The sequence below is a fragment of the Metapseudomonas boanensis genome, assembly GCF_018704125.1.
Classification (GTDB): domain Bacteria; phylum Pseudomonadota; class Gammaproteobacteria; order Pseudomonadales; family Pseudomonadaceae; genus Metapseudomonas; species Metapseudomonas boanensis.
In genome coordinates, this window is record NZ_JAGTIS010000014.1 from 112,650 (window position 1) to 136,019 (window position 23,370).

Sequence of the window (23,370 nt, forward strand, 5' to 3'; positions counted from 1 at the left end):
TACCGCGCTGTGCCGTGGCGCTTCCATAACCCTTGGAAGCGTGATTGGGCCCACTACAACAAGGACATGCCCATGGCCTCATATGAAATCCTGATTGCCGATGACCACCCGCTATTCCGCAGTGCCCTGCAACAGGCGCTGACGCTGGGCCTGGGGCCCGATGCCAGGTTGGTAGAAGCAGCGAGCATCGCGGAACTCGAGTCCCGCCTGGCAGAACGCGCCGATTGGGATCTCGTGCTGCTTGACCTGAACATGCCCGGCGCCTATGGCTTTTCCGGGCTGGTGCTGCTGCGCGGGCAGTATCCGCAGATCCCCGTGGTGATGATTTCGGCGCAGGAAGAGGCTGCCGTAGTCGCGCGCTCTCGTGAATTTGGCGCCAGTGGTTTCATCCCCAAATCCAGTTCGCTGGAGGTCATCCAGACGGCGGTGCGGGCGGTGCTCGACGGTGACACCTGGTGGCCGCCCCAGGCTGAAGAAGCACAAGCGCTGACAGCCGAGGCCAAGGCTGCGAGTGAAGGCCTGGCCAGCCTGACCCCTCAGCAGTTCCGGGTGCTGACCATGGTCTGCGAGGGTTTGCTGAACAAGCAGATTGCCTTCGAACTCCATGTGTCCGAAGCCACGGTCAAGGCGCATGTAACAGCGATCTTCCGCAAGCTCGGCGTGCGGACACGTACCCAGGCTGCACTGCTGCTGCAACAGTTGGAATCGATTCCCTCCGCTTGAGCGCGGGCTTTTCACGGATTTTTTAAGTGCCTTGGATTAGGCTTCGCGCTCCTTCAACAAGCCCCTTTTACTATGTCGCCATTCAAAGGCCAGACCGGCCTCAAACGTATCCTCAACGCAGCGGGCTATTCCCTCGATGGCCTGCGCGCGGCCTTCCAGGGCGAAGCCGCATTCCGTCAGCTGGTGCTGCTCAACATTGTGCTGATCCCGCTGTCCTTCTTTCTCGACGTGAGTCGCGGGGAACGCGCCCTGATGGTCGCGGTCTGCCTGTTGGCGCTGATCGTGGAGTTGCTCAACTCCGCGGTGGAAGCGGCCATCGACCGTATTTCACTGGAGCGGCACCCCCTGTCGAAGAATGCCAAGGACATGGGCAGCGCCGCGCAACTGACCGCGCTTACCCTGATTGCCACCGTCTGGGCCGTCATCCTGCTGGGGTGATGGCTACCGTCAGGTAGACGTTCAAGCAATGGTCGGCAGCACGATCTCGTCGCTGCGTGTCACGCCTTCCGTCAGTGCCCGGCACTGGTCGAGGAATTCGCGCATGGCCGCCGTCTGGTATTTCTGGCGATGCCAGATGAAATAGAACTGTCGGCGCAGGTCGATGCCGGGCGTTTCCACAGGGACCAGGCTACCCCGGCGGAAGGCATCGCGCAGGGCCAGTCGGGAAATGCAGCTGATGCCCAGGCCTGACTCCACGGCGCGTTTGATCGCTTCGGTGTGTTCGAGCTCCAGACGGATGTTGAGCGGGGTAGGGTGGTGGCGCATGGCCTGATCGAAGGTCAGGCGTGTGCCTGATCCTCTTTCCCGCAGGATCCAGGCTTCGCGGCTGAGCTCTTCCAGGCTGGCCTGGCCTTTTTGCGCCAAAGGGTGCTGAGGTGCGCAGAACACCACCAGTTCATCCTCGACCCAAGGCAGGACCTCGATATCCGGATGCTGGCAGTCGCCTTCGATTAGACCCAGATCAAGTTCGTACAGCGCGATCTGCTGGACGATATGCGCGGTGTTCTGGACGTGCAAGCTGACCTGGCACTCGGGATGACGCTGCATGAAGCTGCCGATGAGCAAGGTGGCCAGGTAATTGCCGACCGTCAGCGTGGCGCCCACGTCCAGCGAGCCGAACCCGCTCTTGCCATTGAGCAGATCCTCGATTTCCCGGGCCTGGTCCATTAGCGCGACGGCCTGCGGCAGCAGCTGCCGGCCCAGTGCGTTGAGGCTCAGCCGCTTGCCAGCCCTGTCGAAGAGCTGGCACCCGGATTGGCGCTCCAACTCGGTCAGGGAAGTGCTCGTGGCTGACTGTGAAAGCGAGAGCAATTCCGCCGCGCGGGATACGCTTTCCTGCTGGGCGACGGCGACGAATACCTGCAACTGACGGAGAGTAAATCGCATATCTATATAACCGATAACCTATATCTTGATAATTCAGTTAACAGATATTGTGGCGGTCACTACAATAGCGCGCAATTGCGCCAGAGCGGCGCTGGCGAATTCAAAATCTTCGGAGCCCCCGTACATGAGCAACCTGAACTCCGAGCGCATCCTTAGCGTTCATCACTGGAACGACACGCTGTTCAGCTTCAAGTGCACCCGAGACCCGGGCCTGCGCTTCGAAAATGGCCAGTTCGTCATGATCGGCCTGCAACAGTCCAATGGCCGTCCGCTCATGCGCGCCTACTCCATTGCCAGTCCGAACTGGGAAGAGCATCTGGAGTTTTTCAGCATCAAGGTGCCGGATGGCCCGTTGACCTCCCAGTTGCAGCACCTCAAGGAAGGCGACGAGATCATCATCAGCAAGAAGCCCACAGGCACCTTGGTGCTGGACGACCTGAATCCCGGCAAGCACCTCTACCTGCTGAGCACGGGTACCGGCTTGGCCCCATTCATGAGCGTGATCCAGGATCCGGAAACCTATGAGCGCTTCGAGAAGGTCATCCTGATCCACGGCGTGCGCTATGTGAACGAAGTCGCTTACCGCGAGTTCATCACCGAGCACCTGCCGAAGAACGAGTTCTTCGGTGAAGCGGTCAAGGACAAGCTGATCTACTACCCCACCGTGACCCGTGAGCCGTTCGAGAACCAGGGCCGACTGACCGACCTGATGCGCAGCGGCAAGCTGTTCGAAGACATTGGCCTGCCGCCGATCAACCCGCAGGACGACCGTGCGATGATCTGCGGTAGCCCGAGCATGCTCGACGAAACCAGCGAGGTTCTCGACAGCTTCGGCCTGAAAATCTCCCCGCGCATGCGCGAGCCAGGCGATTACCTGATCGAGCGTGCATTCGTCGAGAAGTAAACGCCGAGCTACAAAGCAAATCCCGCCAATTGGCGGGATTTGTCGTTTCTGGCTTTGCAGGAAGATGCCTACACCGGTGAGCTGAAGCGCTGGCCGGAGATGGCGGGGTGGTAGATCGGCTGGATCTTGTTTCCCGCTGGATCCAGCACATGAAAACTGTGGGCGCCGTCGCCATGGGCGAAAGGGCGGTCGAGCATGGTCACGCCCGATCCCTTGAGGTAGTGGTACCAGGCCTCCAGGTCTTCCAGGCTGTCGACGACGAAACCATAGTGATCCACGGCCTGCACGCCGCTGCTGGGGACAAAGGCGCGGCCGAGGGACAGATTGTCATTACCGCAGGTCAGGTATACCAGGTCCTCGTTGGCCCGGGTGAGCACCTCCATGCCCAGCACATCCACGTAGAAGCGTTCGCACTCCTCCAGGTTGGGTACCAGAATCGCGACGTGGCGTAGGCCATTGAGTCGGGCCGGACGGGTAGGCATTTGCTGAACTCCATTTTTGTATACAATTCTCTATCAATATAAGACAAAAAGGATTCCAAAGTGTACTGCCTTCTACTCAAGACCCAGCTGAAGCCGGGCAGCCTGGATGATTTCATGGATGCCATGCGCATCAATGCTGCCGCTTCGGTGCGCGACGAGCCGGGTTGCCTGGTGTTCGACGTGCTACAAGACCGTAGCGATCCCGACCTGGTCTGGCTCTACGAGGTCTACACCGATGAGGCGGCTTTCGAGGCGCATATGCTAACGCCGCATTTCCTTGCCAGCCGTCCGTTGGTGAATCCGTTGATCCTGAGGCAGGAGGCGATCGAGGCCAATGCCTTGGCGCTGAACGCAACGCGCTAGGCTTGCACTACTTCCAGTACGCGAATCAGGTCGGGTTGTGGGTAATGCCAGCGTACGTCCACGTCCCAAAGGCGGGCGCCGTAGCGGCGTGACGGCTCGGGCCTCTGGTAGGCGGGGCGTGGATCCTGCGCCAGGCACTGTTCGATCAGCGCTACCAGCGGTTCGCCGAGGCGTTGACCGTGCTCGCGAGCCTGCAGTAGTGCGGCGTCGTCCCAGGCTACATCGATCAGCTCTGGGGCAGCATCGGCAATCGCGTTCAACGCCTCGTCCCGGCGGTCCGCATAGGGCACGTAGGGCTTGATATCCAGCACCGGGGTAGCATCCAGCAGGTCGATGCCGGAGATCCAGAGGCGGCTCGGCTCAACCTTGTCCAGCTTGACGACGGACTGGCCGATGCCATTCGGCCGATGCGTCGAGCGGCTGGCAAATACCCCGATCGACTGGTTCCCGCCCAAGCGCGGCGGGCGAACCTTGAGTCGCGGCTTGTCCTCCAGCGCTAGATGAAAAAGGAACAAGACCCAGACGTGGCTGACCTGTTCCAGCCCGGCAACCGCCTCACCGGTATCGAATGGCGGCACCAACTCCAGCACGCCACGGGCGGCCGGTGCCAGGTGTGGCTGGCGGGGGATGGCGAACTTTTCCTTGAAGCAGGAGCGGACGACGCCGATGGGGGAGACGGTATGCTGCATATAGGCTCCGGATTCAGTAGGCTGCACGGCAGCCAGCATCTCGGAACGGGCCGCCGCGGCGCAGCCAGCCATCGCCGGGGCTGGTCTGGGCGCAGCTCAATGCGCCATCGAGCTTGCTCTGCCAGAGGAAGAACGGTGCAGGTGCAGCGAAGCCCTGGCAGGAAAGGGTCAGCAGGGCAGTCAGCAGAGCGAGGCGCATGGGCAGCTATTCCGGTCGGTTGCGCGGCTACCCTAGCGCCCGCGCGCCTTATCAGCAAGTTGCCGTGCAACTAGCTGCTGTGGAGGACCAGAAGCCCCCAAAGCACCAGAAACAGCCCAGATATGCGACTGAGCCAGGCCCCAACTGGAAGGTACTTCTCCAGCAGCACATAAGCGCCGATCAGGGCGACCCACAGCAGGTTCATCAGGCCCACGACAAACAGCACCCCCATCAGTGCCCAGCAACACCCGAGGCAGTACAGCCCGTGGGCCAGACCCATGTGCCACGCTCCAGAGGGGCCGGGGCGCCAGTAACCCAACAGGAACTGCAGCGGGGACTGGCAATGTCGCAGGCATGCCCGTTTGGCTGGCACGAATTGATAGAGTCCTGCGCACAACAGGAATGCCGTCCCCAGCCACTGACTCTGGCTGCGCATGTCCATGCTGAGCAGGGCCTGTTGGTCAAGCAGCCATTGAAGGAGCGTTGCCAGCAGGCTGAACCCACTCCAGACCAGCAGATAGGCGCTACAGAACAGCAGCAAGGCCAGGTTTCGCTGGTCAGTCGGTAATCGCTTGCGAATGGTCTGCTGGTAGAGAAGGAACATGGGTGTGGCGCTGGGCAGCATCATGCCGACCATCATGATGCTCCACATGGCAAACATCAGCACGGCGTCGCGGATCGTCCAAGGCATTGGCATGCCTTCCATGGCCATCTCCAGCATGCCGCCAGGAGCTGTCATGCGCCGCGCGAGATCCAGCAGGAAGAGCCACGCCACCAACGTCAGGGCGGACAGTAGGGAGACCAGCAGCAGCGACTGTCTCCCGTACTTTCTCGGGGTCGCAGCCGGGGTGGGGGTGGCTGGCACCTTCAGCGCACCACGCCCTGTCCAGTGAAGTGAAGCCGGGCGAAGTGGCCATGGCCGCCTTTCGAGCTGATCTTGATTCCACCCTGCGTATCGAAGCTGCCACTGGCCATTTCCGCTTCGGTGAATTCGAAGCCGTCCGGCAGCACCAGGCGCGCCCGTTGCGGTTCGCCGGTCACGGGATTGCGAATCGGTTCGCCGGTGACTTCCAGTACGCCCGGGATTCGTGTGTGCGCCTTGCGCTCAAGGATGTCGATCTTGATTTCGATGGGTACGAAGCAAGGCTCGAGGACTTCGGACAAGGTACTGGCGAAGACCTGGAACACCGTAGCACCCGGCACGGTCTCCGCTCCGGAGAGAATGGTCAACAGTGCCGCGCGCTGCCCAGGGGTTGCGCGCTCTTCAATGAACACCTGACAGCGGCCATTGCCTTCGTGGATGGCGCCCGGCCAAGCAAAGGTGCCGACCCAGCACAGCCCGTCGAGCACTTCATTCTCGAAATGGCCCTTGTCGATTCGCATGCTCACCACCGCTTCACACTTGCCGTGCGTGGGTGGAGAGCTGAATTGGCAAGGGCAGCCCCAATTGCAATTACAGGATGCGAACTCGACGCCCTCGAGGCGCCAGTCAGCCATGGCCATGACCCACCTCCTCACCGCATGTGCCCAAGCAGCAGTTGTCCTGTTTATTAACGCTAGCAGACAGGTGGCGCGGCGAAGAGGGAGGCCGACCGGGGGTTCAGAGGTGGAAGCCGCCGTCGATCGGGATGATGTTGCCGGTCATGTACGCGCCTGCCGCGCTGGCCAGACTGATGGCCAGCGCGGCCATCTCCTCCTCGCGACCCCAGCGGCCCATGGGGATCAACGCAGTATCGCGGGCCAGTGCGTCCGCATCGTTGGAAATGAAGCGGGTCATCCTGCTCGGGAAGCGCCCGGGAGCGATCACGTTGACGTTGATGTGCTCGGCTACCAGCTCCCGGGCGAGCATGCGAGACACTTGGTGCAATGCGGCCTTGCTCGGGCCATAGGCATAGGCTTCTTCGCCATGGGAAGTGATGCCGGCTACCGAACCGATATTGATCACCCGTGCCGGGCAAGCAGCGCTTCCGGCCTTGCGCAGCAGCGGGAGCAATTGCTGGATGCAACTGAAGACCGAAGTCACGTTGAGCTGCATGACCTTTTCCCAGCCCTTGGCCGGATAGCTCTCCAGGGGCGCGCCCCAGGTGGTGCCGGCGTTGTTGACCAGGATATCCAGCTGTTCGATGCGCTCGCCGAGCGCCTGGGCGAGTGCCTTGGCACCATCTTCGCTGGACAGGTCTGCAGCCAGCCCATGGCACTCGCCGAATGTGGCCAATTCGGCGGCGATGTCACGACAGGCCTCGCCATCGCGCGCGCAGATGAGTACACGAGCGCCGGCCTCCAGGAGGCCTTGGGCGATCATCCGGCCGATCCCGCGGGTACCGCCGGTAACCAGTGCTGTGCGACCTTGCAGGCTGAAATAGGGGTGCATGACGATCCTCGTTGCTGAGCCGGTGAAGGCCATACCCTAGCCCCGGTGAGGCCGCTGCGGGGGCATTATCGAGGCGCGGAATGCGAGGGCATTGCCGTCATTTCAGGCCTGGGAGGCAGCCAGCTCGGCATCCTTGGCCAACGCCCGGACGTAACCTGGGCGCTGGATGAAGCGAGCGATGTAGTCCTTGATGACCGGGATTTGCGGGATCAGCCCGAACTGCGTCGTCCAGTTCAACGCACTGCCCCAGAGCACGTCAGCGGCAGTAAAGCGTTCGCCAAGGATCCAGGGGCCTTTCTCCAACTGCTCCACAAGGGTCTTGAGCATGGTGTCGAAGTCACCGTAGGGCGAGGTGGCGGCGGGAGCGGGTATGCGCTTCTGCGCCCGATCGACCACAGCCGGCTCGAAGCAGGTGCCGTAGAACACCATCCAGCGCAGGTAAGGTCCACGTAACGGGTCGCCCAAAGGCGGCGCAAGCTCTGCTTCGGGGTAGAGGTCGGCAAGATAGAGGTAGACCGAAACCTGCTCGGTTACGACCGCGTCACCGTGGGTGATCGTGGGCACCTTACCCATCGGGTTTATGGCGAGGAACTTGGGCTTGCGCTGGTCCCCTGACTTCATGTTCATCACATGCAACTGGTAGTCCGCGCCAAGTTCTTCCAGCAAGGCAAGGGCGCCGGATGAGCGGGTGTAGGGGCAGTGGTAGAGGGTCACCTGATGATTCTGGGGCGTCATGTCGCGGCCTCGGTCGGAGAAAGCCTGACGCGAGTCTAGTCCAGCAAGCTGGATGTGCCGCTCTCTAGAGCCTGCCGCTGCGCTTCAGGCGACGCAGCACCCAGCGCCGGTACAGGTGCGAAAGCAGTGGCCGGAGGCCAGGCAGGCCAATCAGCCAGGCCAGCGGCGCGAATTTCGGCACTCGTGCCAGCAAGAGGATGTAGGCGTCCAGTTCGCGGTGGATGCGGCCCGCTTCGTCCTGTACATGGAGTTCGGTCAGAGCCAGGTAAGGATCGATGCCAATAACGCGCAATTGCGCTTCCCGGCCGGTGATGTCCACCCACTCCACGCCTTCGCTGGCGTCAGCGAGTCCCTCGTACCAGCGCCGGTCGGCGATGCAGCGGGGGCAGGCTCCGTCGTAGAAGACCTTGATCGTAGTCTTGGGTGTGGCCATGGCACGGCTCCGCCGTATGGGTATCGCTGCGCTCAACGGAACGCCGTCCGAACCATCCTACGACGCCTGCATGAATCAAGGGGCAGAAAAAAGGTTCATCGCGGAATCTGGGGGGGAGGCGAGTTGACAGCCGGACAGCCGGTACTCTCTCTGTAGGAGCCAGCTTGCTGGCGAACATGCGCCATTCGCCAGCAAGCTGGCTCCTACAAGGTTTCGCGCGCCTTCGATATGTCACTCCGCCCGACAAGTCCGCCAAGGAGGTGTTGCAGGCTGCTTTCCGGGGAAGGCGGGTAGCCGGCGCCAGACAGTCGATCCGCTCGGATACGCGTCCGCAGTACAGGCAGTCGACGCGACGCACCGGCAGTTGTAGCAGGACGCGCTGATCCTGCAGGTCACGATCCCGCACCTGGCGGATGTGCTGCTGCTCGTGGATCAACAGGTTGGGTTTGGCACGCGGCTGCAAATCGGGAAGCGCTCGGTTTGGGGTTCAAGACTGATCAGCAGGGTGTCGTGAGTGGATTGGCGACAGGCGACGGCCTCGTAGCCTGGCCAGAAAGGGGCAAGATCAATAGGATGCACGGCGACAGCAGGGGGTGGGGGTTGGGATGTTTGGCGACTGCCAATTTACCCACTTCCCCGACTGTCAACTCGCTCTTCCCCCAGATTCTGCGAAGAACCAGAAAAAAGCCCCGCTTCGGCGGGGCTCTTGATTCGACTCAGACCGGCTCGGCCCAGAGGTCGTACTCATCGGCGTCAGTCACGCGTACGCGGATCTTGTCGCCGGGCTTCACGTCCTGGGTATCGATGAAGACGTTGCCATCGATTTCCGGAGCATCGGCCCAGGAGCGGCCCACGGCGCCTTGTTCGTCCACCTCGTCGATCAGTACCTCGATCTCCTTGCCAACCTTCAGCTGCAGGCGTGCAGCGGAGATTGCCTGCTGGTGCGCCATGAAACGCTCCCAACGCTCCTGCTTGACGTCATCGGCCACAGGTTCAAGGCCCATGTCGTTGGCCGGAGCGCCGTCGACTGGGGAGTATTGGAAGCAACCGACGCGGTCCAGCTGGGCTTCGGTCAGCCAGTCGAGCAGGTACTGGAAGTCTTCTTCAGTCTCGCCGGGGAAACCGACGATGAAGGTGGAGCGAATGGTCAGCTCCGGGCAAATCTCGCGCCACTTCTTGATGCGGGCCAGGGTCTTGTCCTCGAAGGCCGGGCGCTTCATGGCCTTGAGCACTTTCGGGCTGGCGTGCTGGAAGGGGATGTCGAGGTACGGCAGCAGCTTGCCCTCAGCCATCAGGGGAACCACGTCGTCGACATTCGGATACGGGTAGACGTAATGCAGGCGCACCCACACACCCATCTTCGACAGCGCTTCGCACATCTCCAGCATGCGGGTCTTCACCGGCTGGCCGTTCCAGAAGTCGGTCTTGTACTTCACATCCACGCCATAGGCGCTGGTGTCCTGGGAGATGACCAGCAGTTCCTTGACGCCGGCCTTGACCAGGCGCTCGGCCTCGCTCAGCACTTCACCTACCGGGCGGCTGACCAGCTTGCCGCGCATGGAGGGGATGATGCAGAAGCTGCAGCTGTGATTGCAGCCTTCGGAAATCTTCAGGTAGGCGTAATGGCGCGGGGTGAGCTTTACGCCCTGCGGCGGTACCAGGTCGATCAGCGGGTTGTGCTCGGTCTTCGGCGGCACGACTTCGTGCACGGCGGTGACCACCTGCTCGTATTGCTGCGGGCCGGTCACGGCCAGCACGGCGGGGTGCACGTCGCGGATGGCGGACTCTTCCACGCCCATGCAGCCGGTGACGATGACCTTGCCGTTTTCGGCGATGGCTTCGCCGATCACTTCCAGGGACTCGGCCTTGGCGCTGTCGATGAAGCCACAGGTGTTGACCACCACTACGTCGGCATCCTGATAGGTGGGCACGACCTCATAACCTTCCATGCGCAGTTGGGTAAGGATGCGCTCGGAGTCGACCAGGGCTTTCGGGCAACCCAGGGAAACGAAGCCGACTTTAGGCGTGGAGGGGGTGGACATGGCTAACCTCGTGGGGCGCCGATGAGACGCCTCTGATCAAAAAGTGCGCAATTCTAACGGCAGATTTAAGGCATTTCCAGCCTGATTATCAGCCTTGAGGTGGCTAGTCTGTAGGAATTCAGGCAGGGCGGCGCTTTGATGGCCGCTTCGGGCCGGATGTGGGCTTGTGGAGCACGCTCGGACTGTGGGCCGAAGGGAGAACTTGATGGGCGAAGGCATCCTGCGACCGGCGGAGCATCCGGCCAGTCATGGCGCGTCGGGAATGAAGTTGCTGGTAGCTGCCGCCGGTGTGGTCTACGGCGATATCGGGACGAGCCCTTTGTACACGCTGAGAGAGGTGTTCGCGGGTGGTTATGGCGTTCAGGCCAACCACGAAGGTGTGCTCGGCGTGCTCTCGCTTATCTTCTGGTCGCTGATCTGGGTGGTTTCGATCAAGTACGTGCTGTTCATCCTGCGGGCGGACAATGACGGCGAAGGTGGGGTGATGGCGCTGACCGCATTGGCACAGCGGGCGGCCAATCCGTATCCGCGCCTCAAGCTGGTGTTGGTGCTGCTTGGGCTGTTCGGCGCTGCGCTGTTCTATGGCGACAGCATGATTACGCCGGCGATCTCGGTGCTCTCCGCAATCGAAGGCCTGGAGATCGCGTTCGAAGGCATCGGCCACTGGGTGGTGCCGTTGTCACTCATCGTGCTCGTGGGACTGTTTCTGATCCAGAAGCACGGCACCGCCCGAATCGGCATCCTCTTCGGGCCGGTCATGGTGCTCTGGTTCGGTGTACTTGGCGCGTTGGGCGTGCATGGCATCCTTCAGCAACCTGAGGTGCTCAAAGCGCTCAATCCTTACTGGTGTGTGCACTTTTTCATCGTCCATCCGGGAGTGGGCGTCGCCATCCTGGGGGCGGTGGTGCTGGCGCTGACGGGTGCCGAGGCGCTCTATGCCGACATGGGCCACTTCGGACGAAAACCCATCGCGCGAGCCTGGTTCTTCCTGGTGCTGCCGGGACTGGTGCTCAACTATTTCGGTCAGGGGGCGACCATCCTCGCCGCTCCGGAGGCGGCGCGAAATCCGTTCTACCTGCTGGCGCCCACCTGGGCCCTGTTACCGATGGTGGCGCTGGCCACCCTGGCCACGGTAATCGCCTCCCAGGCAGTCATTTCCGGCGCATTTTCACTGACTCGCCAGGCCATGCAGTTGGGCTACATTCCGCGCATGTTCGTCCAGCACACCTCCAGTCATGAGCAGGGGCAGATCTACATCGGTAGCGTGAACTGGGGATTGATGGTCGGCGTGGTGTTGCTGGTGCTGGGCTTCGAGTCATCCGGGGCGTTGGCCGCGGCTTACGGGGTGGCGGTGACCGGCACCATGCTGATCACCACCCTGCTGGTATCGGCGGTGATGCTGCTGCTGTGGAAAACTCCAGTCTGGCTGGCCATTCCGGCGCTCCTGGGCTTTCTGTTGGTGGACAGCCTGTTCTTCGCGGCGAATGTGCCGAAGATCCTCCAGGGCGGTGCCTTCCCGGTGATCGCGGGGATTGCCCTGTTCGTCCTGATGACTACCTGGAAGCGCGGCAAACAGATCGTGGTCGAGCGGCTGGATGAAACGGCTCTGCCCTTGCCTGTGTTCATCAGCAGCATCCGCGCGCAACCGCCGCACCGGGTGCAGGGTACTGCCGTGTTTCTCACGGCCCGTCCTGACGCCGTACCCCATGCGTTGCTGCATAACCTGCTGCATAACCAGGTATTGCACGAGCAGGTGGTGCTGCTGACTGTTGCCAGCGAGGACACACCTCGGGTAGCAGCGGATCGGCGCTTTGAAGTCGATGCCTATGGGGATGGTTTCTTCCGGGTGATCTTGCACTTCGGCTTCATCGAGGAGCCGGACGTGCCGGCAGCACTGAAGCTGTGCCACCTCAACGAGCTGGATTTCAGCCCAATGCGCACCACCTATTTCCTCAGTCGCGAGACAGTGATTCCCACCAAACGCATTGGCATGGCGCGGTGGCGAGAGGCGCTATTCGCCTTCCTGTTGAAGAATGCCAACAGCAATCTGAGGTTCTTCAACCTGCCACTCAATCGGGTGATCGAGTTGGGGACGCAGGTGGAGATTTGAGTTGGCCTTGAGGGGGAGCGTTCCGCAGACCTCACACTGCGTTGGCCGGCGGATTCAAAGCAGGTTGGGCTTCGCTACGCTCAGCCCCAACCTACGCAGCACCATCCTTACGCTCAATCCCGGCTAGGCAACATCCGCAGCAGGGTGTTGTCGCGGCTGACAAAGTGGTGGAACAGTCCAGCGGCTGCGTGCAGGCCGATCAGCCAGTAGCCCAGGGTGCCCGCCAGTTCGTGCAGCTCCTTGATCTGGCCAGCCAGGTTCGGGTTCTTGTCGATCAGTGGCGGCAACTCGAGGCCGAAGAAGGGGATCGGCTTGCCGGCGGCGCTCAGGATCAGCCAGCCCGCGAACGGGGCTCCGATCATCAGCACGTACAGCGCCAGATGCATGACTTTGGCCATGGACTCCTGCCAACCGGCAGGTGCCGGGGAGATTGCCGGGGCCGGAGCGATAAAACGGGCGATCAGGCGAACCCATACCATGGCGAATACTGCCATGCCCAGCATGAAGTGCCATTGCTTGAGCAGTTCGCGGGTCTCACTGCCTTTGGGGAAATTGCCCTTCAGCTCGATGCAGGCGTAGACCGCTGCGATCAACAGCAGCATCAGCCAGTGCATGGCAATCGACAGGCTCCCGTAACGGGAAGGCGAGTTGTTCACGGTCATTGGAGTTCCTCTCTATGGGGCTTTTCAGGCTGCGCCGAAGAATAAGGAGCTTTCCTTAAGCCAGGCTGAACCTGGGTCAATGATCGCGACCTATCGTTGCATTTTCTCCACAGCCGCCAGCAGCTTCTCGGTCAATGCCGGATAGTTCTCGTCGTAATGGTGCCCACCAGGCAGCTGCAACATCTGCCCAACGGCGCCAGGTTGGGTGCAGCCACTTTCGGCCGACTCCTCACTGCCGTAGACGCAAAGGACCTTCGTGGATGGCAAGCGGCTGAGTTCCGGGCCAGTGGCGGCTTCCTGGCCAGCTTTGCCCAGCCAGCCCTGGACCTCGATTTCGAAACTGCCGCTTCGGGCCAGGGCCAGCAGCAGGACCGCATCCACCTGCTGCTGATCGGCCTTGGGCAGGCGGTTGTAGAACGCCGGAAGCACATCGGCGCCGAACGAGTAGCCCGCCAGGACAAAGCGCTTGGCTCCCCATTTTTCGCGGTATTCCTGCATCAGCCGACTGAGGTCCGCCGCGCCCTGCTCGGGGCTTTTGTGCTGCCAGAAATAACGCAGGGCATCGATGCCAACGACTGGGTAGCCGCGCTTGGCCATCTCTGCCGCCACCGCGCGGTCGAGGTCCCGCCAGCCGCCGTCGCCCGAATAGAACAATGTGACGGTATCGGCGGGCGTTGCGGATGGGACCTCGATCACCGGCAGGGCATCTCCCTGACCTTGCAGCAGCACTCCAAGGCGCTGGCGCAGCAAATGGGCAAGGTCGGTGTCGTAGTCGCCGATCAGGGTTTGCGCATTGGGCTGGCTGCGCGCGAAGCGCGCACTGGCGTCATCAGGATTGTCGTTCCAGGCAATGCTCCAGCGGCCATGCATCGCGCGTTCTGGCAGCGAGGCCGGGCAGTCTGGTTGGTTGAGGCTGAAACCGACGGAAAGCGCGCGGGCGCTGTCCTCGACCTGGCCCGCCAGCCAGCGCCAGGCAAAGGTAGCGCCGGGGCCGATGCCCGCGACCAGGGTCGGAGGCGCCCCCAGTTGCTGCTGAGCCTGTTGGAAGCGTTGCTGTTGCGCAGCGCAGTCCTGGGATGGAAGGTTGACCTGCAGCAGCTGTGCATTGCCACTTTGCGCCAGGGCCAGCAAGTCACGGTCCGCCAGCCACTGATCCGTCGGCGTGAGCAGCACCACACGTTGCTGGATCGGGCCGGACGGACTCGCCAGGGTCGCTGGGCTGCCATCGGCCAGCATCAGGTGTTCCACTTTGGCGTGTGGGGTCGGACGGCTCCAGACCAACAGGGCCAGGCCGACGAGGACGAGAATCAGGATCAGAAGCAGACGCCGCCAGTTGCGTTTGAGCATGGAAACCTCAACGTTTGACCAGGCCGGTGAAGCCGCCGGCAATCAGGGCTGCGGTATCGGCCAGTGCCACCAGAGGGTCGAGCCCGGCAGGCACGGCCATGTAGCGTGGCTCCCAGTCGGGTTGGAATTTCTCCTTGAAGCGGCGCAGTCCCTGAAAGTTATAGAACTGTTCGCCGCGACGGAAAATGAGGGCGCCCAGCCGTTGGGCCAGGGGCGCGCCACGACGAGGTTGGAGGCCGGCCAGCGGCACCATGCCGAGGCTGAAGCGCGCATAGCCAAGCTGCTTGTAATGCAGCAGCAAACTGAGCATCAGGAATTCCATGGTCAGCTTGGGCGCATGCGGGTGAACGCGCATCAGATCGATGCTGGCCATACTGTTGCCCTCGGTCTCCAGCAAATTGGCGAAGGCCACCGGCTTACCCTCGAACTGGAGGGTGGCGATGCGGAAGTGTTGCAGGTAATCCGGATCGAAGCGGCCGAGGGAAAAACCTTTCTCGCGACCTTGCTTGCTGTTCATCCAGGCATCCGAAATAACCTTGAGCTGCTCGAGCGGTGCGCTGCCGGCTTCGTAAATCTGCAGGCCGAGGCCATCTCTCTGGCCACGACTGAGGGTATAGCGCAGGTCTTTCATGGACTTGTGCTTGGCCTCGAGATCGAAGCGGGCGAGGTCTACTCGCGCTTCTTCACCGAGCTTCAGGGCAGTCAGGCCGATATCCATGTAGTAGGGCAGGTTCTCGGCACGCACCTGGTAGAACACTGGCCGGGCATGGTGGAAATCACACAAGTCACGGAACTGCCAGATCAGTTCGGCGCGACGGGTGGCCGGGCCGATGGGGTCGAACAGTGCCACCAGGCTGCGGCCGCGGCGGGCGTACATCAGGAAGGCGTCGTCCTGCGGATGGAACAGCAGGGCCTTGTCGCCGGTCAGCACCAGGCCGCCATCGGGCTGGTCCGACGCTTTCACGACTGCGGCGGCGCGCAACAACTCCTCATCAGTGGGTTCGTGGATGGTTGGAGGCACCGGGCGCAACAGCCAGGCGAGGACAACGCCAATCAGCAACAGTCCACTGGCCAGGGAGGCACGCAGTGCTCGCGGCGCATCTCCGTCCACCTCGAACTGCCACCACAGCTCGTGGCTGTAAGGCACATCCTGGTACGCGAAGAACATCAGCCACAGGGCAGCGGCCATGACACAGGCACTGGCCGCCAGGTTGAGCGGCGAAAAGGGCATCTCGAGCAGCCGGCTGGGGCGGTAGAACGCGCCACGGAAAATCGCCAGCAGGGCTGCCGTGATGCTCAGGAGGCTAGCCTCCTCCCAGTCGAAACCCTTGAGCAGCGAAAGTCCGGCACCGCCGAGCAGCAGGACCACGGTCAGCGCCCAGGCCGCCGAAAGACGGTGGCGAAGGCCGTGGGCCAATAGCAGGCAAAGTACGCCGATCAGACTGGCAGCGAGGTGCGAGGCATCGATCAACCGGTGCGGGATGAGGAAACTCAGGTGCTCCAGGCGAGTGTCCACGGCGGGTGTTACGCCGGAGAACAGCAGTACGACACCAGAGAGGAACACCATCAACGACAGCACCGGTGCCGCCAGGCCAGAGGCCATCCGCAATGCCTGGCGGCCGGCAGGAAAAAAGCGCTGCGCCTCGTTGAGCAGCAGCACCACGCAAGCCAGCACCAGGGGCAGACCGACGTAGATCAGGCGATACAGCACCAGGGCGGCAGCCAGCGGCGCAGCGCCCAACTGGCCGGAGAACGCGGCCAGCAGTACAGCCTCGAACACTCCGACCCCGCCGGGCACATGACTGAGTACGCCCGCGGCCAGTGCCAGTAGATAAACCAGCAGGAAGGCGCCCAGTGCCGGAGCCTCAGGCAGCAGCACATAGAGCACGCTGGCGGCTGCACAGACATCCACCAGTGTGATCAGCAGCTGTAGCAACGACAGCCTGAGGCCAGGCAAGCGAACGCTGCGGTTGCCGAGACGAATATCAATACAGCCAGGCGCAGGCGCCTTCGGCTGGCGCATTCGGGCCAGGAGCAGAACCAAGACGGCGCCTATTGCCAGCACCACACCGGCCAGACCGGTCACCAGGACCACGGGCAGGCCAAGCGCTCGGGATGCGGCGGCAGGATCGCTCAGGGCTGCCAACGCAGCGAGAAGGGGGAGGGCCGAGCCCAGCGCCAGGCTGGCGAAGAGGGTGATGCGAGCAATATCCGCTGCACCCAGGTTATCGCGGCTGTAGAGCCGGAAACGCACCGAGCCGCCGGTCAGCATCGACAGGCCCACGGCATTGCCGATGCCAGCGGCGCAGCAGCTGCCGAGCGCCATACGTTGGAGTGGCAAGTGCACCCCGGCGAAGCGGCAGCCAGACCACTCATATCCCACGTAAGTGATGTAGCTGAGCAAGGTGGCGCCCAGCGCGGCGAGCAGGCTACCGGTTGGTACATCGTGTACGGCAGCGCGCAGCGCATTCGGATCCAGCTCGCGAAGCAGGTGCCAGCAGGCCAGCAGGCCGAGGATGAAAACCAGGAAGGTGAAGCCGAGAACAATCCACTGGCGGTAGGCCGTAATGCGGTCGAGCCAGCGAAGTGGGGCGGACTCCTCGACCGATTGGCCGTTGCCATCAAGAGCGGGGGAAATGTCTGCGGGCGGAGTGTTGGCGCGCATCGAGCACCTCTATGCAATGTGCGCCTCTGAGTGTGGGCGATTGCAACCAGTTCCAAGCCTTGGATTGGATTTTTTTCTTCAACAAGGTTGCGAGCAGGGCAGTTCGGCGGTTGCGGATTTCAGGCGGCAGACATTCCAGATGGATTGCCGGCCAGTGGATCCACTCGTCGTCATGTCTTTCCCTGGGGGCTTGCCAGCGGGCGAAGGTTGCGCATAGGCTGTACTGGTCTGACCGGTAATACCACAACAATTAAGCGTTCGCCCACACCGCCAGGTTCGTGGGGATGGGCGACGATACCGAATGGAGACCCCCGCAATGCTTATCAAGCTCTGCTCCCGCTCGATATTCCTGCAAGTCGTGATTGGCCTCGTGGTTGGCGTGTTGTGCGGCGTCAGCTTTCCCGAACTCTCCTCCCAGCTGAAACCCCTCGGTGACGGCTTCATCAAGCTGATCAAGATGCTGATCGCGCTGATCGTCTTCTGCGTGGTTGTCAACGGAATTTCCGGGGCCGGCGACCTCAAGAAGGTCGGGCGTATCGGGCTGAAGTCGGTCATCTACTTCGAGGTCCTGACGACAATCGCGCTGGTCCTTGGCCTGCTGGTCGCCTACGGCTCGGGGCTGGGGTCAGGTGCCGCCATTGACCTGAACGAATTGGCCGCCGGTGATGCTTCCGCCTACAGCGGCAGTGTCCAGGCTATTCATGGGCCGGTTTCGTTCCTCATGGGGCTGATTCCGACATCGGCGTTCAGCGCGTTTGCGCAGAACGACATTCTTCAGGTGCTGCTGTTCTCAATCCTGTTCGGCAGTGCGCTGAACCTCGTTGGCGAGCAGGCCAGCGGTGTCGCGAAGCTGATCAACGAATTCAGCCATGTGATTTTCCGCATCATGGGCATGATCGTGCGCCTGGCCCCTATCGGCGTATTCGGCGCGGTGGCCTTTACCACCAGCAAGTACGGCATCGAGTCGCTCAGTCACCTGGGTGCACTGGTAGCGGTGTTCTATCTCACCTGCATCCTGTTCGTGGTGGTGATCCTGGGTACCGTACTGCGTCTGTGCGGTATCCGTCTGATGCCCTTCCTGCGCTACTTCCGTGAGGAGTTGCTGATCGTCGTCGGAACCGCCTCCTCCGATGCCGTGCTGCCCCAGGTCATGCGCAAGCTGGAGAACATGGGCATTCGCAGCTCGACTGTCGGCCTGGTCATCCCCACTGGCTACTCGTTCAACCTTGACGGCTTTTCCATCTACCTCACGCTGGCAGTCGTCTTCATCGCCCACGCCACCGGTACTCCTCTGGCGATGAGCGACCTGATCACCATCCTTCTGGTGTCCCTGGTCACTTCCAAAGGCGCCCACGGCATTCCGGGCTCGGCGCTGGTCATCCTCGCCGCCACCCTTACCGCAGTCCCAGCCATCCCCGCCGCCGGTCTGGTGCTGGTCCTGTCGGTCGACTGGTTCATGGGGATCGGGCGCGCGCTGACCAACCTGATCGGCAACTGCATCGCCACGGTGACCATCGCTCGCTGGGAGAATGACATCGACATCACCCGTGCACGGGCAACGCTTGAAGCTAGCCGCGTGTCTTCTGCGCCGGGCAACGGGCAAGTGCGTGCCGGCGTGCCGGTGGTGGGAGAGGGTGAGGTCGGACGCTGATGACAGTGCTGATTCCGTCTGTTCTCATCCTTCCAAAGGGGTGGAGGAGTGGCGAAAGCGATCCTCCGAGAGGCTACTACCGCACCAAGCACACTTCAGATTAGGGAGGGCCAATGTTCTCTTCTTCAAAGCTGGTCGATTCCGTCGTCAAGAAACTGCTGGAAACCATCGAGCAGGGCCACTGGGTGGTCGGGCAGATGCTGCCTGGACAGCGCGAACTGGCTGAGCGGCTGGAGATCAGTCGCCCCAGTCTGCGTGAGGCCATCACGGTCCTGGAAACTCTCGGGGTTCTTCGCTCGCTGCCCGGCAAGGGCGTGATGGTCCTGGAGCGCAAGGCCACCGGATTGCGCGGGGTGCGGGCGGAAACCGGGGCGACGCTGGAGGACATCCTGCAGCTTCGCTATGCATTGGAGCCCTTCATTGCGGGGTTGGTGGCGCAGACCGTCGCTACCAATGACTTGAGCCAACTGCGTCTGCTGTTGCTGGATATGCGCGAGGCCGTCGAGGATGGCAATCCAACCGCCCTGGCCAGTGCCTACACGGCATTCCACCGGCAACTGGTGGCGCTCACCTCGAACCCGATCTTCCTCAGCGTTTCCAGCCAGATCGGCAATGCGCTCGAGCAGAGCGATCTGCTGACGATGCCCAAGACCGAACACGCGGAAGAGATCCTCGAGGAACACGAAGCGATTCTGCGCGCCATCCGCCATCACGACAGCGAACTGGCCAGTAGGGCGATGCGGCAACACATCCTCAACGAGGGTGTGCGGTTGAATATCAACCTGCGTTTGCCTCCCGATGCCGGCCGCTAGTCCGCCCGGTTCGCCGATGCTTGGCAGCTCGGCAGACGTGCAACGAATCTCCTGAATCGATACATCACGATTTGGCAGGTGTGATCATGAATGCAATAAACGCGATTGCCCCAGGGGCAACTGCAATGCCGGCAGAGCCGGCCGAAGTACGAGGTTCCAGCCGTTTCGTCTATGAAAGCATCTACACGGCCATCCTGGAGAAACGCCTGGCGCCAGCCACACCCCTCAACAAGCAGACGCTCGGGCGGATATTCCAGGTCAGCGCTTCGACCATCCAGCGGGCGCTGAGTCGCTTGGCTGACGAAGGCGCGGTGTCCATGCAGGCAAGTCAGGTCGCGATGGTGGCGCGCCCATGCGGGCACCAGGCCCGGCAGGTGCTGGAAGCGCGGATCCTGGTCGAAACCGAAGTGTTGCGTCTGGTCTGTGGGCGCCTGACGAGCGATCGTCTCACCGAGCTGCGCGAGCGGGTGGCGGAGGAGCGCGCCTGTCTGGCCGCGGGTGACCGCGCCGGGCTGATCGAACGGGTAGCAGGTTTCCATATGCGGCTTGCGGAGTTCGCCGGTAATCCGCTGCTGCTGAAGTTCTTGCGAAACTTGCTGTCTCGTGCGTCGTTATGCGTTGCCCTGAACCGCAGCGAGGTCTACTCGGCGGCCACCTGTGAGGAGCACCTCGAGTTGCTGGAGGCTCTGGAGGAAGGGGATGTCGGGACAGCAGTCGAGCTGCTGGTGCGCCATCTCAATGGCGTGTTCGACAAGCAACGCTTCGTGCCGCCGCCGACCACGGACTTGCGCGCGGCGTTCAAGGGCAGGCTCGGCCTGGCCTGGTCCCGCTGATAGCAGGGCGTGCAGCCCCGGCGTGGGTGAAAAGAGGCCACTCAGGGGAGTGGCCTTTTTGCTGGCGGAACGAGCCCGGTAATCGGCGTTCTCACCAGAGCTTGATTGTGTAATCCAGGGTGATCCGGGTTTCGTCTACATCCCGCGAGAAGTCATTGCGATAGGCACCTTGCCGGACACGTATGCCAAGTCCCTTGAGGTCTCCGCTCTGCACCACATAGGCCAGTTCGATGTCGCGCTCGCGCTCCTTGGCCGACGCGTTGGCGCCGGGCAGGTCGATGTCGTCGCCCTTGATATAGCGCCACATCCCGCGCAGGCCGGGGATGCCCAGCGCAGCGAAGTCGTAGTCGTAGCGTACCTGCCAGACGCGCTCGCTCGGGTTCACGAACTCGGAGACCAACGCCCCCTCGGTATTTACGTTCACATCGGTGCCGGCCAGGTAGGGCAGGGCGGTGTCACCACTGAGCTGCATGTAGCCCAGCCCCAGTGAGTGGGCTTTCAGCTGGTAGGTGAACATCGCGTTGTAGGTGCGATTGTCCACCGGGCCGGCTTTGGCGGCGCCGTCCTCGCGGCTGTCGAAGAAGCGCAGGTCGCTCTTGAGCTTGCCGTCACCCAGCGGCAGGTAATGCGCCAGCCCTAGATAATGTTGCTGATAGAGGTCATCCAGCTGAGCGTAGTAGTAGCTGCCGTTGAGGTTGTCGCTGAAGCGGTAATCGGCACCAGCGAAGCTGAAACTGTCGGACTCCGCGCCGGCATCGAAACGCCGATTCGGGCTGCTGATGCGCATCGGCTCCTGGTTGGTGGAATTGCGCTGGGTGATGCGGTCCATATGCCCGGCGTGCAAGGTCAGGCCTTCGATCTCATTGGAACGTAGGTAGGCGCCGCGAAAGGTCGGCGGGAAGAGGCGCGACGGCACGGCGAGGATTACCGGCAGCAAGGGTTGCAAGGTGCCCATATGGAGTTCGCTGGCCCCGATGCGGAGCTTTGCGGCAGCACCCAGTTTGCTGTACTCGTCGGCGGGCTCGCGGGTGGCCGGGTCGAAGGGCAGCAGGCCCGTGCCGGTGCGGTCCGGGCTGGAGTCGAGCTTGACGCCAGTCATGCCCAGCAGGTTGACACCGAACCCTACCGGCCCTTCCGTGAAGCCGGAATCCAGACGGAAGGTGAAACCCTGGGCCCACTCCTGGGCTTGGGATTGGCCGGGCCCACTGCGGAAATCCCGGTCGTAGTAATAGTTGCGCAGGGCGAGGCTGGCGCTGCTGTCGTCGATCAGGTCGGCGAGGGAGCTTCCTGCGTGCAGCAGGACGCCCGCCGCGAGGAAAACGCGGATGTTCATGAGGGAATCACCTGTTGTTCTTGTTCTAGGACTCACCGCTCATGCGAGCCCTTGCGACATGGGGAATTGCAGGCCCCGCCGGGTTGGTGGGGCGTCCTTCGATCAGGCGTGCTGCGATTTGCGGCTGCGGCCGAGCAGGTAGAACACGGCGACGCACGCGACCACGATGCCGGGACCGGAAGCCAGCATCACGCCGGCAGTGCCGGTGCCCAGGGCGAGCATCTTGCCGGCCACCAGCGGCCCGCTCATCGCGCCCAGGCGACCAACCGCCACGGCAGTGCCGACGCCGGTGGCGCGCACCTCGGTGCGGTAGAACAATGGTGCCAGCGCATAGAGGACCGATTGTCCGCCGGTGGCGAACAGCCCCGCGACGAAGCCCGCCAGCAGCATGCTTTCCAGTTGGCTGGACACGCCGAGTGCGGCCAGCGAGGCGAGCATGCCGAGGTAGATCAGCGCGGCCATCGCCAAGGGCGGTAGGCGATCCATTAGCGCGCCGAGCAGTAGCGTGCCGACGGCGGCGCCGATCTGCAGGGCGAACATCACCCAGCTTGCCTGGGGGCTGCTGAAGCCTTGGCCGACCAGGAGGCTCGGCAACCAGTTGATCAGCATGTAGACCACCATCAGGGTGAAGAAATAGCTGGTCCACAGCAGCAGGGTCGGCAGCGCTGCGCCATCGCGGAGCAGGCCCTGGACGATAGACGTATGGGCCGAGTCAGCCTGGCACTGGCGCTCGCGGAAGGCTTCGGATTCCGGCAGGTAGATGCCGAGCAGCGGCACGATCAGCAGCGGCACCAGGCCGCCGACGTAGAACACCACCTGCCAACCAGCCGAGAAAACGGCGATGCCGATGCATGCGGCCAGTGCGGCGCCGAGCGGCACGCCGCAATACATCATGCTCACTGCGGTACCGCGCAGACGTGGCCCGGCGGCTTCCGAGGTCAGGGCGATGAGGTTGGGCAGGGCCGCACCCAGGCCCACGCCGGTAAAAAAGCGGGCGCCGACCAGGCTGGTAAAATCCCAGGCCTGGGCAGTGGCGAGCGAGAACAGACCGAACAGGGCGACCGAGCCCATCAGCACACGCTTGCGACCAATCCGGTCGGCCAGCCAGCCGCCGGCAAAGGCCCCGGGTAGCAGGCCGAGAATCCCGGCGCTGAATACCCAGCCCATGTGCATCTTTTCCAGGCCGAAAGCGACGGCCATGCCCGGTGCGGCGATGCCGGCAGCCTGCAGGTCCAAGCCTTCCATCAAGGCCACCAGGAAGCAGAGTGCGATGGTGGTGATCATCCGGCGCGAGTTGTGGACAGAAATTCCGATCATGATTCAAGGCACCCGTATTGTTCTTGTAGGGAGTAATGGTGTTTTGTGGAGGGCGAATTCATTCACTGAGGGGCAGCACAGTCGCCTCCTTCAGGCCTCGCCAGGCAGACCTGCGGTCTGCTTGGCGATTGAAATCGCTCCCACAGGAACGGTGATCAGGCGCGGCTTGCAGCCAGCAGGTCCAGGGCCACGTCGACGATCATGTCTTCCTGGCCGCCGACCATGCGGCGGCGGCCCAGCTCGACGAGAATGTCGAGGGTCTTCAGCCCGTACTTGGCCGCGGCCACCTCGGCATGGCGCAGGAAGCTGGAGT

23 protein-coding genes and 1 pseudogene are annotated in these 23,370 nt (G+C 62.5%); 8 read left to right on the forward strand and 16 right to left on the reverse strand.

The genetic code is table 11. The annotated features are described in order from the left end of the window. Positions 1-72: 72 nt before the first annotated feature. Together erdR and J7302_RS21290 are read left to right on the forward strand one after the other, a co-directional pair. On the forward strand, positions 73-723 hold the full coding sequence (erdR, locus tag J7302_RS21285) for a response regulator transcription factor ErdR (protein ID WP_215379297.1): 651 nt from the start codon (positions 73-75) through the stop codon (positions 721-723). 72 nt (positions 724-795) lie between these two features. After that, complete coding sequence (locus J7302_RS21290; protein WP_215379301.1) at positions 796-1,161, forward strand: diacylglycerol kinase; 366 nt, start codon at positions 796-798, stop codon at positions 1,159-1,161. A 21-nt stretch (positions 1,162-1,182) separates the two neighbouring features. Here the strand turns inward: J7302_RS21290 and J7302_RS21295 are convergent, their stop codons facing one another. Continuing rightward, positions 1,183-2,109, reverse strand: a complete 927-nt coding sequence (locus J7302_RS21295; protein ID WP_215379304.1) for a LysR family transcriptional regulator — start codon at positions 2,107-2,109, stop codon at positions 1,183-1,185. A gap of 124 nt (positions 2,110-2,233) precedes the next feature. Between J7302_RS21295 and fpr the strand changes: the two genes are divergently transcribed. Next, positions 2,234-3,013 carry a ferredoxin-NADP reductase gene (gene fpr / locus J7302_RS21300; RefSeq protein ID WP_215379306.1) on the forward strand — a complete coding sequence of 260 codons (780 nt, stop codon included), beginning with the start codon at positions 2,234-2,236 and terminating at the stop codon, positions 3,011-3,013. A gap of 68 nt (positions 3,014-3,081) precedes the next feature. Here fpr and J7302_RS21305 read toward each other — a convergent pair whose 3' ends face one another. Continuing rightward, complete coding sequence (locus J7302_RS21305) at positions 3,082-3,495, reverse strand: VOC family protein (protein ID WP_215379309.1); 414 nt, start codon at positions 3,493-3,495, stop codon at positions 3,082-3,084. Between the two features lie 60 nt (positions 3,496-3,555). Between J7302_RS21305 and J7302_RS21310 the strand changes: the two genes are divergently transcribed. After that, positions 3,556-3,858 carry a putative quinol monooxygenase gene (locus J7302_RS21310; RefSeq protein WP_215379311.1) on the forward strand — a complete coding sequence of 101 codons (303 nt, stop codon included), beginning with the start codon at positions 3,556-3,558 and terminating at the stop codon, positions 3,856-3,858. Here J7302_RS21310 and tsaA read toward each other — a convergent pair. The 8 genes from tsaA to rimO form a co-directional block, all read right to left on the reverse strand. Continuing rightward, positions 3,855-4,547 carry a tRNA (N6-threonylcarbamoyladenosine(37)-N6)-methyltransferase TrmO gene (tsaA, locus tag J7302_RS21315; protein ID WP_215379314.1) on the reverse strand — a complete coding sequence of 231 codons (693 nt, stop codon included), beginning with the start codon at positions 4,545-4,547 and terminating at the stop codon, positions 3,855-3,857. The genes J7302_RS21310 and tsaA overlap by 4 nt on opposite strands. A 13-nt stretch (positions 4,548-4,560) precedes the next feature. Next, positions 4,561-4,746: a hypothetical protein gene (locus J7302_RS21320; RefSeq protein WP_215379317.1), complete on the reverse strand. Its 186-nt coding sequence runs from the start codon at positions 4,744-4,746 to the stop codon at positions 4,561-4,563. A gap of 70 nt (positions 4,747-4,816) precedes the next feature. After that, positions 4,817-5,611, reverse strand: coding sequence for a DUF2182 domain-containing protein (locus J7302_RS21325; protein ID WP_349814469.1), 795 nt, complete (start codon positions 5,609-5,611; stop codon positions 4,817-4,819). A gap of 2 nt (positions 5,612-5,613) precedes the next feature. Next, the gene (locus J7302_RS21330) at positions 5,614-6,249 is read right to left on the reverse strand and encodes a DUF1326 domain-containing protein (protein WP_215379321.1); all 636 of its coding nucleotides are present in this window, start codon (positions 6,247-6,249) and stop codon (positions 5,614-5,616) included. A gap of 97 nt (positions 6,250-6,346) precedes the next feature. Beyond that, positions 6,347-7,117 carry an SDR family oxidoreductase gene (locus J7302_RS21335; RefSeq protein ID WP_215379326.1) on the reverse strand — a complete coding sequence of 257 codons (771 nt, stop codon included), beginning with the start codon at positions 7,115-7,117 and terminating at the stop codon, positions 6,347-6,349. Positions 7,118-7,219: 102 nt separating this feature from the next. Continuing rightward, positions 7,220-7,852, reverse strand: coding sequence for a glutathione S-transferase family protein (locus tag J7302_RS21340; protein ID WP_215379329.1), 633 nt, complete (start codon positions 7,850-7,852; stop codon positions 7,220-7,222). A gap of 64 nt (positions 7,853-7,916) precedes the next feature. Next, positions 7,917-8,285, reverse strand: coding sequence for a thiol-disulfide oxidoreductase DCC family protein (locus J7302_RS21345; RefSeq protein ID WP_215379332.1), 369 nt, complete (start codon positions 8,283-8,285; stop codon positions 7,917-7,919). A gap of 716 nt (positions 8,286-9,001) precedes the next feature. After that, positions 9,002-10,327, reverse strand: coding sequence for a 30S ribosomal protein S12 methylthiotransferase RimO (rimO, locus tag J7302_RS21350; protein ID WP_215379335.1), 1,326 nt, complete (start codon positions 10,325-10,327; stop codon positions 9,002-9,004). 262 nt (positions 10,328-10,589) lie between these two features. Here rimO and J7302_RS21355 point away from each other — a divergent pair, with 262 nt between their 5' ends. Then, on the forward strand, positions 10,590-12,437 hold the full coding sequence (locus J7302_RS21355; protein ID WP_394359104.1) for a potassium transporter Kup: 1,848 nt from the start codon (positions 10,590-10,592) through the stop codon (positions 12,435-12,437). Between the two features lie 113 nt (positions 12,438-12,550). Here J7302_RS21355 and J7302_RS21360 read toward each other — a convergent pair whose 3' ends face one another. From J7302_RS21360 to mprF, 3 genes are all read right to left on the reverse strand, one after another. After that, positions 12,551-13,099, reverse strand: a complete 549-nt coding sequence (locus J7302_RS21360) for a cytochrome b (RefSeq protein WP_215379341.1) — start codon at positions 13,097-13,099, stop codon at positions 12,551-12,553. 90 nt (positions 13,100-13,189) lie between these two features. Beyond that, complete coding sequence (locus tag J7302_RS21365; protein WP_215379344.1) at positions 13,190-14,446, reverse strand: virulence factor family protein; 1,257 nt, start codon at positions 14,444-14,446, stop codon at positions 13,190-13,192. 7 nt (positions 14,447-14,453) lie between these two features. Beyond that, complete coding sequence (gene mprF / locus J7302_RS21370) at positions 14,454-17,111, reverse strand: bifunctional lysylphosphatidylglycerol flippase/synthetase MprF (RefSeq protein ID WP_215379348.1); 2,658 nt, start codon at positions 17,109-17,111, stop codon at positions 14,454-14,456. 301 nt (positions 17,112-17,412) lie between these two features. On the opposite strand from mprF, the gene J7302_RS21375 reads away from it, so the two are divergent. The 3 genes from J7302_RS21375 to J7302_RS21385 all read left to right on the forward strand — a co-directional run bounded on the left by J7302_RS21375 (position 17,413) and on the right by J7302_RS21385 (position 20,407). Continuing rightward, positions 17,413-18,762, forward strand: a complete 1,350-nt coding sequence (locus J7302_RS21375) for a C4-dicarboxylate transporter DctA (RefSeq protein WP_215379352.1) — start codon at positions 17,413-17,415, stop codon at positions 18,760-18,762. Positions 18,763-18,875: 113 nt separating this feature from the next. Next, entirely contained in the window at positions 18,876-19,574 is a 699-nt protein-coding gene (locus tag J7302_RS21380; protein ID WP_215379356.1) for a FadR/GntR family transcriptional regulator, read from the forward strand. Between the two features lie 86 nt (positions 19,575-19,660). Further along, positions 19,661-20,407 (forward strand): GntR family transcriptional regulator, encoded by a 747-nt coding sequence (locus tag J7302_RS21385; RefSeq protein WP_251702183.1) that lies wholly within the window; start codon positions 19,661-19,663, stop codon positions 20,405-20,407. 91 nt (positions 20,408-20,498) lie between these two features. Here J7302_RS21385 and J7302_RS21390 read toward each other — a convergent pair whose 3' ends face one another. The 3 genes and pseudogenes from J7302_RS21390 to J7302_RS21400 form a co-directional block, all read right to left on the reverse strand. Further along, positions 20,499-21,740, reverse strand: coding sequence for an OprD family porin (locus J7302_RS21390; RefSeq protein WP_215379359.1), 1,242 nt, complete (start codon positions 21,738-21,740; stop codon positions 20,499-20,501). Positions 21,741-21,842: 102 nt separating this feature from the next. Beyond that, complete coding sequence (gene mhpT / locus J7302_RS21395; RefSeq protein WP_215379361.1) at positions 21,843-23,057, reverse strand: 3-(3-hydroxy-phenyl)propionate transporter MhpT; 1,215 nt, start codon at positions 23,055-23,057, stop codon at positions 21,843-21,845. Between the two features lie 155 nt (positions 23,058-23,212). Further along, positions 23,213-23,370, reverse strand: a pseudogene (locus J7302_RS21400) (4-hydroxy-2-oxovalerate aldolase); the annotation flags it as partial.